Source organism: Amorphoplanes digitatis, assembly GCF_014205335.1.
Taxonomy (GTDB): Bacteria; Actinomycetota; Actinomycetes; order Mycobacteriales; family Micromonosporaceae; genus Actinoplanes; species Actinoplanes digitatus.
This window is the reverse complement of record NZ_JACHNH010000001.1, coordinates 925,532-940,309: the sequence shown is the minus strand read 5'-3', so window position 1 is coordinate 940,309 and position 14,778 is coordinate 925,532. Positions and strand designations below refer to the sequence as shown.

Genomic DNA, 14,778 nt, shown 5'->3' with positions numbered 1-14,778 from the left:
TAGGAGTCTGATCGTGGTCCAGGCATACATCCTCATCCAGACGGAGGTCGGAAAGGCCCGTGACGTGGCCGCCGCGATCGACAAAATCAGTGGAGTGGTACGCGTCGACGCGGTGACCGGGCCCTACGACGTCGTCGTATTGGCGGAGGCGCACTCGGTCGACGAGCTCGGCAAGATGATTGTGAGCAAGATCCAGTACGTACCGGGCATCACGCGGACCGTCACGTGCTCCGTGGTAAATCTCTGACATGGTCAACGTGGAGACCCGCCCCGAGCCCCAACCACAGCCGCCCGCCGCGGACCGGACGACGCGCGGCGCCGCGCTCTGGGCGACGGCGATCGCGGTGCCGGTAGCCGTTCTGGCGGGTCTGCTGGTCTTCTCGAAGTTCGTGCCCGAGGCGGACACCGCGGCACCCGCGCCGTCCGCGACGCAGCCCGCGGTCGTACCGGCGGATCCGGTGCAGATGGCCGCGCCCGCGCTCGCGGCCGGTACCGCGCAGGTCTGCCTCGCGGTGACCTCCCAGCTGCCGGCCCGGGTCCGGGACCTGGCGGCCCGCAAGGTCAGCGCCGGCCCGGAGCAGAACGCGGCCTACGGCGAGCCCGCCCTGACCATGGCCTGCGGTGTCGCCAAGCCGGTGATGTGCGCGACGCTCGACGAGACCGGCTCGGGCTGCGTGCCGCTGGACGCCGAGCTGCTGAACATGAACCGGGTCTGCTGGTACGCCGAGGAGCAGGCCGCCGCCACCACGTTCACGACAATGGACCGCGAGGTCCCGGTGCGGGTCACCGTCCCGAAGCAGTACGCACAGCCCGCGCAGTGGGCCAACGAGTTCTCCGACACCGTGGTGAAGACCGACAAGTCGATCACCGACGGGCGGCCCAGCGGCTGCGTGTAGCGGCAGGACAGGCCCTAGTGCAGGCCGGTGCCGCGGCGCAGGGCGGTGCGGATCAGCCGGTCGACGACCTTCGGGTACTCCAGGCCGGTGGCCGCCCACATCAGCGGGAACATCGAGGTCGGGGTGAACCCCGGCATCGTGTTGATCTCGTTGAGGTAGATCTCGTTCTCCGCGGTCACGAAGAAGTCGACGCGGGCCAGCCCGGCGCAGTCCAGCGCGGTGAAGGTGCGGGCGGCGAACTCCTGGACCCGGCGGGCCACGTCGGGCTCGAGGCCCGCGGGGATCTGGTACGGCGTCCCGTCGCCCAGGTACTTGGCGTCGAAGTCGTAGAAGTCGTCGCCCTCGGCGCTCACCAGGATCTCGGCAAGCAGCGACGCCTCGGGCGCGCCGCCGGCCTCGCCCTCGAGCACCCCGCACTCGATCTCGCGGCCGACGATGCCGGACTCGACAAGCACCTTGGGGTCGATCTGCCGGGCCTTGGCCACCGCCGCGTCCAGGTCAGCCCAGTCCGTGACCTTGCTGATGCCGTGCGACGAGCCGGCCCGGGACGGCTTGACGAAGACCGGCAGGCCCAGGCGCTCCTTGTCGGCCTCCGAGAGCGACGAGCCGGCCCGCAGGACCGCGTACGGGCCGACTGGGATGCCCTCCGCGGCGGCGAGCTTCTTGGTGAACTCCTTGTCCATGCCCGCCGCCGAGGCGAACACGTTCGCGCCCACGTACGGGATGCCGGCCATCTCGAGCATGCCCTGGATGGTGCCGTCCTCGCCGTAGGCGCCGTGCAGGGCCGGGAAGACGACGTCGACGCCCGCGAGCATGGCCACCCCGTCGGCCGGGTCGACGACCATCATGCCGGCGGAGGTCGGGTCGGCGGGCAGCACGACGGACCTGCCGGACTCCGCGGTGATCTCCGGGAGCCGGCGGCCGGTGATGGTCAGCGCCGCCGGGTCGCCGCTGGACAGCACCCAGGCGCCGGCGCGGGTGATGCCGACCGGCACGGCCTCGTACTGGTCCGGGTCGAGGGCGCCCAGGATGCTGCCGGCGCTCACGCAGGAGATGGCGTGCTCGGTGCTGCGCCCGCCGAAAACGATCGCCACACGGGTTTTGCGGGGGGTCGACACGGAAAATGGCCTCTCGTTGCCGGATATCGGGGCGGCAGGCATGCCGGGCCTGACCCTACTCTGCGTAGACAATATTCCGGCTACGCGGGCGCTGCCACGGCAAACAGGGTACGGGGAGTCGATGAGACCAGCACTGCACGTGATCACCTGGCCCGGTCCGGGCCGATTGGCCACGATGGCGCACCCGCGCGGCGGAGATCGGCTGGCCGATGAGATGGCCGGGCTGGCCGCGGCCGGGGTCGACGTCTTCGTGTCGGCCCTGACCTGGGAGGAGGACCGCCGGCTCGGCCTCACCGAGGTGGCCGGGGCCGCGTCCGCCGCCGGGATCGAGTTCCTGTCGTTCCCGATCGCCGACCGGGGCATACCGCGGGCCGGCGACATGGCCGACACCGACGTGGTCGCCCTGGGCGTACGGCTGGCCGCGCACGTCCGCGCCGGGCGGTTCGTGGTGACGCAGTGCTTCGCCGGCGTCGGCCGCTCGACGCTGCTGGCCGGCGCGACCCTGGTGATGCTGGGCGTCGGGCCGGAGCGGGCGCTGGACCTGGTCGCGCAGGCGCGCGGCCTGCCGGTGCCGGACACCGAGGTACAGCGCGACTGGCTGTACGCGTTCGCGCTGCACCACGGCGGTTGACCGGATCAGCCCGGAGCGGGGCGGATCGCGACGTGCCGCGTCGCGCGGTGGAAGAGCAGGGCGGCCAGCGCCGTCACCGCGAGTGACATCAGCACCGCCACCGCGTACGGCACGGGACCGGTGTCGAAGTGGCCTCTCCCGTCGGCCCCTAACAGCGCCTCCGCGACCCCGATCGGGAGCACCGACGGAATGATCAGCGCGAGGCCGCCCGCGGCGCCGAAGCGGTAGAACCCCGCGCTCAGCGCCGCGCCGGACACCAGGAACGCCAGCGAGGAGGGCAGCACGTGCCCGAACTCGGCGGCGGCGGTCCCGGCCGAGACGGTCGGATAACCCGGGGGCAGCGGGCCGCCGATGCCCAGCAGCGCCTGCTCGACACCGTGCCCGAGCGGCACGGCCAGGGCGAACAGCACGACCGCCAGCAGGCCGAAGAGCGCCGAACCGGCCATGAAGGCCCGGCGGGTGATCCCGTTCGTCACAAACTGCCGCAGATGCAGGCTGATCAGCACGGCACCGACGGCGACGAGCCAGCACCTCGACGCGGTGCCGAAAACCATCACCCACAGGCTGAACGTGGGGTCGGTGGCCAGGCTCACCGCCGTCATGCCGATGCCGACACAGAGGATCATCACGGCCAGGAACCAGAGAACGACGGGTCGGTAGAAGCGGAGCAGTTCGGACGTCACGAGCCGGCGCGGGCTCATCGCAGTGCCTCCGTTCGGCCGGCGCGGTCGACGGCATCGCCATCGGCGGCGGAAGCGGCGGTGAGATGGACGAAGAGGTCCTGCACGCCGACCGGCGCCAGGGCGAGCCCGGCCGCCTCCGCCCGCGCGACCTCCCCGTCGTCCAGCGCGCCGTAGAGGGTCACCTGGCGGAGCCCGCCGAGGCTCTGCTCGCCGAGCACCGTGCGCCCGGCGACGAACGCGTCGACCGCCGGCGCCGGCCCGGTGACCGCGACCCCGCGGGCCCTGAAGGTGTCCGTGTCCTCGTGCACGAGCAGCCGGCCACGGTCGATGACGATCACCTGCTCGAAGAGGTCCGCGACCTCCTCGATGAGGTGGGTGGAGAGGATGATCGTGCGCGGGTGGGTCAGGTAGTCGGCCAGCAGCTCGGTGTAGAACGCCGCCCGCACACCGGCATCCATGCCGAGATAGACCTCGTCGAGGATGGTCAGCGGCGCGCGGGCGGCCAGCCCGATTACCGCGCCCAGGCTGGAGCGCTGCCCCCGGGACAGCGCCGACACGCGCTTGCGGAGGTCCAGTCGGAAGAGGTCCGCCAGGCGCTCGGCGTATGCGGCGTCCCAGGTCGGGCGCAGCCGGCCGGCGAAGCCGAGTACCCGGCTGATCCGGTCCTGCGGCGAGACGTCAAGGGTGTCGCGGATGAACACGGTCCCCCTCATCAGATCCGCGTCCTCGAAGGGATCCACGCCGTCGATGGCAACCGAGCCGCCGGACGCCCGGCGATATGCCGCCAGGACGCTGAGCAGGCTGGTCTTGCCGGAGCCGTTGCGGCCCAGCAAGCCGTAGATCTTTCCGGGCTCGAGATCGAGAGTGAGGCGGTCGACCGCGACCGTGTCGCCGTACCGCACCGTGAGGTCGCGCAGGGAGATCATCGGCCACCGCCCTGCAAGTGCGCGACGATCTCGGCCACGTCCACCCCGAGCATCCGGGCCTCGGCGAGCATCGGGTCGACGACGTCGGCGAAGAACCGTTCGCGGCGCTGGCCGCGCAGCCGGGCGCGGGCGTCGGGGCTGACGAACATCCCGATGCCGCGCTTCTTGTAGAGCACGCCCTCGTCGACCAACTGGGCGAAGCCCTTCGCCGCCGTGGCCGGGTTGATCTGGTAGAACGCCGCGTACTGGTTGGTCGACATGACCTGCTCGTCCTCCTTGAGCGTGCCGCTGAGCACGTCGTTCTTGATGCCGTTGGCGATCTGCAGGTAGATCGGGTCGCGGCCGTCGAACACGACAGCCTCCTTAGTTCTGTGGTTCATCACTCATGTAACGAACCATAGAACCAGGATGGCCCAGATCGCAATGGGCAGGGCGTCAGGCGGCGGTGAACGTCTGCGGCAGGGCGCCGGACTCCCAGAGCCCGTCGAGGTGGGCGAGGAAGCCGATCAGGCTGCGCTCCAGCTCGCGGCGCTCGGCCGCGGAGAGCACGGCGAGCGGATCGGAGAAGATCAGGCCCTCCGGATGCCGGGACCGGGTGCCGACGAACCGGTGGCAGGCGGTGCACCAGACGTAGCTGACCAGCGTGGGGCGGCGGGCGTTCGCCGCGGCGTTCACGTACGCCCGCACGGCGCGGGCGCCGCAGGCGGGGCAGTCCCGTTCGCCGGGGTCGGCGAGGAAGCTCTCGCCGGTCGCCAGCGCGGCCACCTCGTCGCCGCTGAAGCTGCCCCAGGCCACGGCGCTCAGGCCGCGTCCAGCGCGGCCGTCAGGTCGGCGACCAGGTCCGCCGCGTCCTCGATGCCGCAGGAGAGCCGGACGAAGCCCGGCGCCGTGTCGTCGCCCCACTGCGCGCGCCGGTCGGCGGTGGTGTGCAGGCCGCCGAACGAGGTCGCCGCGAAGACCAGCTCGGAGGCGCTCAGGAACCGGCCCACCCGTTCGGCGCTGCCCAGGTCGAACCCGATGATGCCGGGAATGCGGCGCATCTGCGCCGCGGCGACCGGGTACGACGGGTCGGCCGGCAGCCCCGGGAAACGCACATGCCGCACGTCCGGGCGCCCGGCCAGCAGCTCGGCCACCACCGCCGCGTTGGCGCTCTGCCGGGCCAGCCGCAGGTCCAGCGTGGCCAGCGAGCGGTGCGCCAGCCAGGAGTCGAACGCGCCCGGTATGCCGCCGGTCTGCGCGCGCCAGGCGGTGAGCCGGGCGAGCAGGTCCTCGTCGTTGGTGGCCAGGTAGCCGAGCAGCACGTCGGAGTGCCCGGTCAGGGCCTTGGTACCCGACGCGACCACCAGGTCGGCGCCGAGCTCCAGCGGGCGCTGCCCGAGCGGCGTCGGCGTGGTGTTGTCGACGGCGACCAGCGCACCCGCGGCGTGCGCGGCCGCCGACAGCGCGCGGATGTCGCAGACGTCAAGGCCGGGGTTGGCCGGCGTTTCCAGCAGCACCAGCCGCATGCCCTCGAACGACGGGTACGGCCCGGCCGTCGGCACCAGCACGGTGTTGACGCCCAGGTCACGCAGCGCGCCGGCGGCGAACGCGCGCACGGCGTAGTAGCCGTCCGACGGCAGCGCCACGGTGTCTCCGGCGCGAACGGTGGCGAGCAGCGTCGCGGTGATGGCCGCCTGCCCGCTCGCGAAGGCCAGCGTCCGGCCGCCCTCCAGCTCGCCGATCGCCGCCTCGAGCGCGCGCCGGGTCGGGTTGTCCGGCCGCCCGTAGCCGTTGACCACCTGCCCGGCGACCGGGTCGAGGTGGTACGGCGCCGCGAACACCGGCCCGGGCAGGAACGGCGCGCCCGGCACCGGATCCGGCAGGCCCGCGTGCACTACCCGGGTGCCGTCACCGTCGAACGTCATTCCGGCTTCATCTCCCGGCCCATCAGCAGCTTCACCGCGACCCGGGGGTCGACGCCCTCGTGGCAGACGCGCTCCACCTGCTCGGTGATCGGCATCTCGACGCCGTGCGCGCGGGCCAGGTCGCGGATCGCCAGGCAGCTCTTGACGCCCTCGGCGGTCTGCCGGGCGGCGCGCTGCGCCTGCTCCAGGGACTCGCCCCGGCCCAGGTGCTCGCCGAAGGTGCGGTTGCGCGACAGCGGCGACGAGCAGGTGGCGACCAGGTCGCCAAGGCCGGCCAGCCCGGCGAAGGTCATCGGGTCGGCGCCGAGCGCCACCCCGAGCCGGGCGGTCTCGGCCAGCCCGCGGGTGATCAGCGAGGCCTTGGTGTTGTCACCCATGCCCATCGCCGTCGCCATCCCGTACGCGAGCGCGATGACGTTCTTGACCGCGCCGCCCAGCTCGCACCCGATGACGTCGTCGCTGGTGTACGGCCGGACGTAGGGCAGCGCGATGGCCTGCTGCACCTGCTGGGTGCGTGCCTCGTCGGTGCCCGCCACCACGGTCGCCGCGGGCTGCTCGGCGGCCACCTCCGGCGCCAGGTTCGGCCCGGAGACCACCACCACCCGGTCCGGGTCGACCCCGGCCGTCTCGACGATGACCTGGCTCATCCGCTTGGTGGTGCCGAGCTCGATGCCCTTCATCAGCGAGATCAGGGTCGAGTCGGCGGGCAGGTGCACGGCCCAGTCGGCGAGGTTGCCGCGCAGCGTCTGCGAGGGCACGGCGAGGAAGACCAGCCCGGCGCCGTCGAGCGCGGCCACCAGGTCGCTGGTGGCGCTGACCCGGTCGGGCAGCTTGACGCCCGGCAGCGCGGTCTCGTTGATCCCGTCCGCGCGGATGGCGGCGGCCACCGACTCGCGGCGGGCCCACAGGGTCACGTCCGAGCCCGCCTCGGCCAGGATCTTGGCGAACGCCGTACCCCAGGCGCCGGCACCGAGCACCGCAGCGCGCGTCATGCTCCGTCTCCCATTCTCATCGCCGGTTGCCCTGATCCCGCGTGCACCGGCTCACTCACGCGGTAGGCCCCGTCGGGCCCTTTGCCCGGCCGGCGTCGTGCTGGTAGATCGGGGGCGGGGTCTCGTCGCGCAACTCGGCGAGCAGGTCACGGGTGGCCAACTGGATCGCCTCGGTCATCTGCTCGAGCACCGCCCGGCTGGGCGCCTGGCCGGCCCAGCGGCTGAGGTCGACGGGCTTGCCGACGCTCACGCTCACCGGTACCCGGCCGCGGCCCACCGTGAACTTCTTCGTCCGCACGTCGTGCACCCGCTGCGCGCCCCAGGTCGCCATCGGCAGCACCGGCGCACCGGTGACCAGCGCCAGCCGGGCCGCGCCGGTCTTGCCCCGCATCGGCCACAGGTCGGGCTCGCGGGTCGTGGTGCCCTCCGGATAGATCACCACCACGCCGCCCTGGTGCAGGGCTTCGATGAGAGTGTCGAGGGACTTCACCGCCTCTACACTGCCGCGTTCGACCGGGATCTGCATGGTCTTCCGGAGCATGAACCCGACGAACGGCACCTTCCAGATGCTCGCCTTGGCGAGGAACCGGGGCCAGCGGCCCGAGGCGTAGACGTAGTGGGCCACCAGCAGCGGGTCGAACTGCGACATGTGGTTGGGCGTGATGATGAAGCCGCCGGCGGCCGGCAGGTTCTCCATGCCGCTCCAGCTGCGCTTCGTCCAGACCTGCATCCCGGGTAACAGGAGCAGCACGGCGAGTCGCCGCCAGAGTCCTAGCCTGCGCCGCGCCATGGTGCCTCCCTGCTCACCCGCGGCGTGCCCCGCGCCGCCGTCCCCACCTCTGGGACGAAATCATGCCTGCTCGCGGTCGCCGTAGCCAGGGCGGGTCCCGGCCCTGTGCCTGGTGGCAGGATTGACGCCGTGTCAGGACCGGACTGGACGGCGGTCATTCCCGTCAAGCGTCTCAGCGCGGCCAAGAGCCGGCTGCGCGGCGCCGTGCTCGACGCCCGGCATGAGGACCTCGCGCTGGCGATGGTCCGCGACACGGTCGCCGCCGTGATGTCCTGCGCGCCGGTGGCCGAGGTGCTCGTCGTCACGGACGATCCCGCCGCCGCCGCCGCGGTGGCGGCACTCGGCGCGCGGGCGGTGCCCGACCGCCCCGGCGCGGGCCTGAACGCCGCCCTGCGGTTCGGCGCCGACCTGGTCGCCGGGCTGCCCAGACGGCGCGCCGTGCTCACCGGCGACCTGCCCGCGCTGCGGCCCGGCGAGCTCGGCGAGGCGCTTGCCGCCGCCGGGCCGGGCCGCAGCTTCGTCGCCGACGCGGCCGGCACCGGCACGGTCCTGCTCACCGCCGACGCCGGCGTCCCGCTCGAGCCGCGGTTCGGCGTCGGCTCGGCGGCGTCGCACGCCGCGTCGCACGCCCGGGCCCTCGCCGGGTCCTGGCCGGGGCTGCGCCAGGACGTGGACACCGCCGCCGATCTGCGTACGGTGCTAGCGCTCGGCGCCGGCGAGCACACCTGCGCGCTGCTGCGTGATCTCGGACTCATCGCGGACTGCGGTGCTTGCGGTGTGCCGGCGGGCCCGCACCGGTAGCGTTGCCCGCATGCAGGGCACGGTCGCGACCTTCGATACCCAGACACACACCGGGACGCTGCTCCTCGACGACGGAACTGAGCTGGCGTTTCCCGCCGAGGCGTTCCGCGCCTCCGGCCTGCGCCTGTTGCGCCTCGGGCAGCGCGTCGCCATCGAGTCCGGCCCGGACGGGGTCGTGCACAAGGTCGAACTTCCCGGAATCAGATGAGCCTGGTTCGTTTCCTGTTCACCGTGGACGGGCGATGATGGGGGTCATGACCACCCCGCCCCGGACACCCGACACGACCGTGCCGTCCGCGGCTCGCCGCCGCGGCCCGAACGGGCGGTTCCTTCCCCGCGAGGAACGGGCGACCGAGGCCGAAATACTCAACGACGAGTGCGCCACCGAGCCGACCCCCATCGAGCCTCCGGAGCCCGCCGTGACCAGCACCACAACCGCACCTAACAGCCCGCTCGCCGACAGCACCGACGACCTCGACGACGTTGACGAGCACGAGCTGCCCGAGCTGCCGGACGACCGGTTCCTCAACCGGGAGCTGTCCTGGCTCGACTTCAACTCCCGGGTGCTCGCCCTCGCCGAGGATCCGGAGACCCCGCTGCTGGAGCGCGCGAAGTTCCTGGCCATCTTCGCCAGCAACCTCGACGAGTTCTACATGGTCCGCGTCGCGGGCCTCAAGCGCCGGCTGAAGGCCGGCCTGCCGATGCGCGGCGGCGACCGCTCGTCGCTGCGTCACCAGCTCGCGATGATCACCGAGCGGGCCGCGGATCTGGTCACCCGGCACGCCGCCTGCTTCGGCGAGGAGGTCCGGCCGAAGCTGTCCGCCGAGGGCATCGAGCTGGTGAGCTGGGGCGAGCTGGACGCGCCCGAGCGCGAGCGGCTGCGCATGTTCTTCCGCGAGCAGGTCTTCCCGGTGCTGACCCCGCTCGCCGTCGACCCGGCGCACCCGTTCCCCTACATCTCCAGCCGCTCGCTGAATTTGGCCGTCGCGCTGCGCGACCCGGCCGGCAACGGCGCCGAGCTGTTCGCCCGGATCAAGGTGCCGGACAACGTGCACCGCTTCGTGACGGTGCAGAACGACAGCCGCGGCGTGCGTTTCCTTCCCGTCGAGGAGCTGATCGCCGCGCACCTGGATCAGCTCTTCTCCGGGATGCAGATCCTGGAGTGGCACCTGTTCCGGGTGACCCGCAACGCCGAGCTCGAGGTCGACGAGGACCGCGACGAGGACCTGTTGCAGGCCCTCGAGCGCGAGCTAGCCCAGCGCCGCTTCGGGCCGCCGGTGCGCCTCGAGGTGGCCGCCTCGATCAGCGACCACGTCCTCGACCTGCTCTCCCGCGAGCTCGAGATGGACAGCCAGGACGTGCTGCGGGTGCCCGGCCTGCTGGACCTTTCGGCGCTGTGGCAGGTCTTCGGCGAGTGCGACCGCGACGACCTCAAGGACCGTCCGTTCGTGCCGGCCACCCACCCGCAGCTCGCCGACGGCGAGGTGCCGCGCAGCGTCTTCAACCGCCTGCGCGAGTGCGACATCCTGGTGCACCACCCGTACCACTCGTTCTCCACGAGCGTGCAGCGCTTCATCGAGCAGGCCGCCGCGGATCCGAACGTGCTGGCCATCAAGCAGACCCTCTACCGCACCAGCGGCGACTCACCGATCGTCGACGCGCTCGTCGACGCGGCCGCCGCCGGCAAGCAGGTGGTGGTGCTCGTCGAGGTGAAGGCGCGCTTCGACGAGGTCGCGAACATCGCCTGGGCCCGCACGCTCGAGCGGGCCGGCTGCCACGTCGTCTACGGCCTGGTCGGCCTCAAGACGCACTGCAAGACCTCCCTGGTGGTACGCCAGGAGGGCAACCAGATCCGCCGCTACTGCCACATCGGTACCGGCAACTACCACCCGAAGACGGCCCGGCTCTACGAGGACTTCGGCATGCTCACCGCCGATCCCGAGGTCGGCGCGGACGTCACCGACCTGTTCAACGTGCTGACCGGATACAGCCGGCAGACCAAGTTCCGGCGGCTGCTGGTCGCGCCGCACGGCGTCCGGGCCGGGCTGGTCGAGCGGATCGAGGAGCAGGCCCGGATCGCCCGCGAGGGCGGCGAGGCGCTTGTGCAGTTCAAGGTGAACTCGCTCGTCGACGAGGGGACCTGCGACGCGCTCTACCGCGCCTCGCAGGCCGGCGTGAAGGTCGATCTGATCATCCGTGGCATGTGCTCGCTGCGCCCCGGCGTACCCGGGCTGTCGGACAACATCCGGGTCCGCTCGATCGTCGGCCGGTTCCTGGAGCACTCGCGGGTGTTCCGCTTCGGTGCGGGCGACGACGCCGAATACTGGATCGGCTCGGCCGACCTCATGCACCGCAACCTGGACCGCCGGGTCGAGGCGCTGGTCCGGGTCAGCCTGCCGTCCGCGCAGAACGACCTGCGCAACGTGCTGGAGCTGTCGATGCGCGACGAGAGCGAGGGCTGGGACCTCGCGGGCGACGGCACCTGGCACCGCCGCGCGTCGACCCCGTCGGACCCGCACATCCACCTGCAGGAGGCGCTGTTGCGCAAGATAATCGGCAAGGCGGTCTGATTGTCGGCGAAGCCGGTCCGGGCCGCCGGTGGCGTCCTGTGGCGGCCCGCCGGTGACTCGATCGAGGTGTGCGTCGTGCACCGGCCGTACCGCCGCGACTGGAGCCTGCCCAAGGGCAAGCTGGACGGCGGAGAGCACCCGCTCGCCGCGGCGGCACGCGAGATGCTCGAGGAGACCGGGCTGCGCGGCGAGCCACAGCTGCGGCTGCCCGCCGTCGCGTACACGCTGCCGGACGGCACGCCCAAGACTGTCGACTTCTGGTTGATGCGCTGCGCCGACGGCCCGGCCGCGGCACCGGCGGATCCGACCGAGGTCGACACCGTGCTCTTCCTCCCGCCCGCCGAAGCGGTGGCGCGGCTGAGCTACCCGGACGACCGGCGCCTGGTGGAGCACGTCGCCGGGCTACCGCCGGTGACCGCCGTGACGGCGCTGGTCCGCCACGCCCACGCGGGCCGGCGCAGCGAGTTCGAGGGCGACGACGACCTGCGGCCGCTCGACCGGCGGGGCTGGGCCGAGGCGCGGACGCTGGACGCGGTGGTCTCCCTGATCGGTCCGCGGCGGCTGGTCGCCGCCACGCCGTTGCGCTGCCGGCAGACGCTCGAGCCGCTCTCCGCCCGGCTGGGGCTGCCCATCGAGACGGATCCGGCGTTCGCGGAGCCGTCCGAGGCGGACGCGCTGCCGGCACGGGAGCGCGCGGCGGCCCGGCTGGCCCGGCTCCGCGACGGCGACCGGGCCGCGGTGTGCAGCCAGGGCCGGGTGATACCGGGCCTGCTGGCGCTTCTGCACGGCGCCGACGACACCGAGCCCTACCGGACGCCCAAGGGCACGGGCTGGATCCTCACATGGTCCGGCGACCGCCTCCTGGCGTCGAGCCGGATCTAGGTGTTCTGCCCAGACAGGTTAGGGACACGGCTGGCGGGTGGGCCGCCGAGTGCGGTGTGGTGCCGGTGATTGTTGTAGGTGTGCAGCCAGGTGGGCAAGGCCGCTCGTCGGGCGGTCTCTGATCGGTAGGCCTTGGCGTAGGCCCATTCGTCGGTCATGGTGCGGTGGAAGCGTTCGACTTTGCCGTTGGTCTGGGGCCGGTAGGGGCGGGTCTTCTTCACGGTCACGCCCAGCTGGGTGCAGGTGTCATGCCAGAGCCGGGATTTGTAGCAGGAGCCGTTGTCGGTCAGGACCCGGGCGATGGTGATGCCGTGGCGGGTGAACCAGGCGTGCGCGCGGTGCCAGAACGCGGCAGCGGTCTCTTTGCGTTCGTCGTCGAGGATTTCGGTGTAGGCCAGCCTGGAGTGGTCGTCGATCGCGGTGTGCAGGTAGGCGTAGCCGAGCCGGGCACCGCCCCACGCGTCAGTGCCGTGACCTGTGGTGGCGGTGCGGTTGAGTTTGCCGCGTGCGCGGCCTTGGGTGCGCCAGCCGCCGCCGTCGGGGATGTTGCCGAGTTTCTTGATGTCGACGTGGATCAGGTCGCCCGGGCAGGGGTGTTCGTAGCGGCGGACCGGTTGGCGGGTGGCCCGGTCGAGATGGGTCAGGCGGGTGACGCCGGCGCGGCGCAGGATGGCGTGGCAGGTCGAGGCGGGCAGGTCCAGACGGCCGCCGATTCGTGCCGGTCCCCATCGGCGGCTGGTGCGCAGGTGCAGGACCTGGCGTTCGACGTGGAGGTGGGTGCGGTCCGGGCTGTGATGTGGCCGGCTGGATCGGTCGGTCATGCCCGTGACGCCTTCGGCGCGGTAGCGCTGCGCCCACCGCTGTGCTGTTGTCGGGCTGACCTGGAACCGCTCTGCGGCTCGGCGTAGCGGCCAGCCGTCGTCCACGACACAGCGGGCCAGGCGCAGTCTGCCGCGTTCGGTCAGGGGTGCATTAGCGTGGGGCACGAGGACCTCCCGGGTGATGCGGAACCTTCGACAAGCTCCACCTCACCCGGAGGTCCTCACCCAATTCAAGAACTAAGCCCTGTCACCAACGTCCATGGACAGAACATCTAGGCCGCGCCGGGTGCGCCGGCCGGCGCCCGGGCCGCGGCAGCTGGTCCGCACGCCAGTAACCGACCAGATCGCCGGTGAGCCAGCGGGCACGCCAGAACTCGTCGTCGCGCGGCTCCCAGTCCCGCAGCGGCAGCAGCGCTACCCGCCAGGACAGCAGGCTGACGAGGTACCAGCCGTACAGCGGAACCAGGCCGAGCGCCGCGTCACGGCGCCGGTAGGAGCAGTACGGCCCGAGCACGAGGACGGCCAGCCCCGACCAGGCACAGGTGACGGCCCAGTCCAGCAGCCCCTGCCCGGTCCAGCGCTCGGCCAGCTCGCCGAACGTCCAGCCGGGCACGACGGCGCCGGCGAAGACGGCCGCGGCGATCAGCGACCGGCCGACGAGGCCGCGGGGTTCGGCGGATCTACGGTCCATGATGCGGACCGTAGGCTCAGCGGCCACTGTGGCGCCGGAACACATGAAGGGCGTCCACCGTACGGGTGGACGCCCTTCGTGTCTCAGCGCCGAACTGAGCGGGCCTGGCGGCCCGTCGTGATCAGCGGGTCTTACGTGCCGCGGAGGTACGCGCGGTGGTGGCGCGCCCCGCCGCCGTGGTGCTGGCGGCGGCCGTGGTCTTGCGGGCGGTGACCTTCTTGGCCGGAGCCGCCTTGGTGGCAGTCGACTTGGCAGCGGTCGACTTGGTGGCAGTCTTCTTCGCCGGCGTGGCCTTGGCCGTGGTGGTCTTGGCCGCGGCCGTCTTGGTGGCGGCCCGGGCCGGCGCGGCCTTGGTGGCCGTGGTCTTCTTCGCCGCCGCCGTCTTGGTGGCGGTCGACCGGGCCGGAGCGGCCTTGGTGGCCACCGACTTGGTGGCCGTCTTCTTCGCCGTCGTGGCCTTGGCCGTGGCCGCCTTCGTGGCGGTCTTGGCCGCGGCCGTCTTGGTGGCGGCCCGAGCCGGCGCGGCCTTGGTGGCCGTGGTCTTCTTCGCCGCCGCCGTCTTGGTGGCGGTCGACCGGGCCGGAGCGGCCTTCGTGGCCGTGGTCTTCTTCGCCGCCGCTGCCTTAGCAGCGGTCGACCGGGCCGGAGCGGCCTTGGCGGCAGTGGACTTCACTGCCCCCGTGGTCTTCTTCGGGGCGGCGACCTTTGCCACCTTGCCACTCGCGACCATCTCCCGGAAGCCGGTTCCGGGTTTGAATGCGGGGACGGACGTCTTCTTCACCTTCACCGGTTCACCGGTACGCGGATTGCGCGCGGTACGCGCATTGCGCGCACGCTTTTCGAAGACTCCGAAACCGGTAATGGCAACGCGATCGCCCTTGGTTACGGCGTTCTGCACCTCGCTGATCACCGCATCCAGCGCTGCTGTCGCCGTCTTCCGGTCCCCCAGTCGGGCGGCGAGCGCCTCGACGAGCTCGGCCTTGTTCACTGGTTTCCTCCCGAACGTGAGAACTGGCCCAATGCGAGCCATTCTGCGCGCACCGTATGCCCTCTGACCAGCAGACACAAACATC

At 72.1% G+C, this 14,778-nt stretch carries 18 protein-coding genes; 7 read left to right on the top strand and 11 right to left on the bottom strand.

Going from position 1 to position 14,778, the window contains the following annotated elements; genetic code table 11:
- Positions 1-13: 13 nt before the first annotated feature.
- Both BJ971_RS04360 and BJ971_RS04355 read left to right on the top strand, forming a co-directional pair.
- Positions 14-247, top strand: coding sequence for an Lrp/AsnC ligand binding domain-containing protein (locus BJ971_RS04360; RefSeq protein WP_184990037.1), 234 nt, complete (start codon positions 14-16; stop codon positions 245-247).
- 1 nt (position 248) lies between these two features.
- Positions 249-896 (top strand): DUF3515 family protein, encoded by a 648-nt coding sequence (locus BJ971_RS04355; protein ID WP_184990036.1) that lies wholly within the window; start codon positions 249-251, stop codon positions 894-896.
- Between the two features lie 14 nt (positions 897-910).
- Here BJ971_RS04355 and BJ971_RS04350 read toward each other — a convergent pair whose 3' ends face one another.
- The gene (locus tag BJ971_RS04350; RefSeq protein WP_275411405.1) at positions 911-2,014 is read right to left on the bottom strand and encodes a D-alanine--D-alanine ligase family protein; all 1,104 of its coding nucleotides are present in this window, start codon (positions 2,012-2,014) and stop codon (positions 911-913) included.
- A gap of 121 nt (positions 2,015-2,135) precedes the next feature.
- On the opposite strand from BJ971_RS04350, the gene BJ971_RS04345 reads away from it, so the two are divergent.
- On the top strand, positions 2,136-2,645 hold the full coding sequence (locus BJ971_RS04345) for a protein-tyrosine phosphatase family protein (RefSeq protein WP_184990034.1): 510 nt from the start codon (positions 2,136-2,138) through the stop codon (positions 2,643-2,645).
- Positions 2,646-2,650: 5 nt separating this feature from the next.
- Here BJ971_RS04345 and BJ971_RS04340 read toward each other — a convergent pair whose 3' ends face one another.
- The 7 genes from BJ971_RS04340 to BJ971_RS04310 form a co-directional block, all read right to left on the bottom strand.
- A complete protein-coding gene (locus BJ971_RS04340; RefSeq protein ID WP_184990032.1) occupies positions 2,651-3,346 on the bottom strand; it encodes a hypothetical protein in 696 nt (231 codons plus the stop codon).
- On the bottom strand, positions 3,343-4,254 hold the full coding sequence (locus BJ971_RS04335) for an ATP-binding cassette domain-containing protein (RefSeq protein WP_184990030.1): 912 nt from the start codon (positions 4,252-4,254) through the stop codon (positions 3,343-3,345). The genes BJ971_RS04340 and BJ971_RS04335 overlap by 4 nt, the downstream gene beginning before the upstream one ends.
- The gene (locus BJ971_RS04330; protein ID WP_184990028.1) at positions 4,251-4,607 is read right to left on the bottom strand and encodes a GntR family transcriptional regulator; all 357 of its coding nucleotides are present in this window, start codon (positions 4,605-4,607) and stop codon (positions 4,251-4,253) included. The genes BJ971_RS04335 and BJ971_RS04330 overlap by 4 nt, the downstream gene beginning before the upstream one ends.
- Before the next feature lie 82 nt (positions 4,608-4,689).
- Positions 4,690-5,049 (bottom strand): hypothetical protein, encoded by a 360-nt coding sequence (locus tag BJ971_RS04325; protein WP_184990026.1) that lies wholly within the window; start codon positions 5,047-5,049, stop codon positions 4,690-4,692.
- A gap of 5 nt (positions 5,050-5,054) precedes the next feature.
- Positions 5,055-6,158, bottom strand: coding sequence for a cystathionine gamma-lyase (locus tag BJ971_RS04320; protein ID WP_184990024.1), 1,104 nt, complete (start codon positions 6,156-6,158; stop codon positions 5,055-5,057).
- Entirely contained in the window at positions 6,155-7,150 is a 996-nt protein-coding gene (locus BJ971_RS04315; RefSeq protein WP_184990022.1) for an NAD(P)H-dependent glycerol-3-phosphate dehydrogenase, read from the bottom strand. The genes BJ971_RS04320 and BJ971_RS04315 overlap by 4 nt, the downstream gene beginning before the upstream one ends.
- Before the next feature lie 55 nt (positions 7,151-7,205).
- On the bottom strand, positions 7,206-7,940 hold the full coding sequence (locus BJ971_RS04310; protein ID WP_184990020.1) for a lysophospholipid acyltransferase family protein: 735 nt from the start codon (positions 7,938-7,940) through the stop codon (positions 7,206-7,208).
- A gap of 129 nt (positions 7,941-8,069) precedes the next feature.
- Between BJ971_RS04310 and cofC the strand changes: the two genes are divergently transcribed.
- The 4 genes from cofC to BJ971_RS04290 are packed head-to-tail and all read left to right on the top strand — an operon-like array spanning position 8,070 to position 12,193.
- Positions 8,070-8,741, top strand: a complete 672-nt coding sequence (gene cofC / locus BJ971_RS04305; RefSeq protein ID WP_184990018.1) for a 2-phospho-L-lactate guanylyltransferase — start codon at positions 8,070-8,072, stop codon at positions 8,739-8,741.
- Between the two features lie 10 nt (positions 8,742-8,751).
- On the top strand, positions 8,752-8,949 hold the full coding sequence (locus tag BJ971_RS04300) for a cold-shock protein (RefSeq protein WP_184990016.1): 198 nt from the start codon (positions 8,752-8,754) through the stop codon (positions 8,947-8,949).
- A 46-nt stretch (positions 8,950-8,995) separates the two neighbouring features.
- Positions 8,996-11,311 (top strand): RNA degradosome polyphosphate kinase, encoded by a 2,316-nt coding sequence (locus tag BJ971_RS04295; protein WP_184990014.1) that lies wholly within the window; start codon positions 8,996-8,998, stop codon positions 11,309-11,311.
- Positions 11,312-12,193, top strand: coding sequence for an NUDIX hydrolase (locus tag BJ971_RS04290; protein WP_184990012.1), 882 nt, complete (start codon positions 11,312-11,314; stop codon positions 12,191-12,193).
- On the opposite strand, the gene BJ971_RS04285 is transcribed toward BJ971_RS04290, so the two are convergent.
- The 3 genes from BJ971_RS04285 to BJ971_RS04275 form a co-directional block, all read right to left on the bottom strand.
- Positions 12,190-13,179, bottom strand: a complete 990-nt coding sequence (locus BJ971_RS04285; protein ID WP_184990010.1) for an IS481 family transposase — start codon at positions 13,177-13,179, stop codon at positions 12,190-12,192. The genes BJ971_RS04290 and BJ971_RS04285 overlap by 4 nt on opposite strands.
- Before the next feature lie 82 nt (positions 13,180-13,261).
- Complete coding sequence (locus BJ971_RS04280; protein WP_184990008.1) at positions 13,262-13,705, bottom strand: hypothetical protein; 444 nt, start codon at positions 13,703-13,705, stop codon at positions 13,262-13,264.
- A gap of 121 nt (positions 13,706-13,826) precedes the next feature.
- On the bottom strand, positions 13,827-14,693 hold the full coding sequence (locus BJ971_RS04275) for an HU family DNA-binding protein (RefSeq protein WP_184990006.1): 867 nt from the start codon (positions 14,691-14,693) through the stop codon (positions 13,827-13,829).
- Between the last annotated feature and the right edge of the window lie 85 nt (positions 14,694-14,778).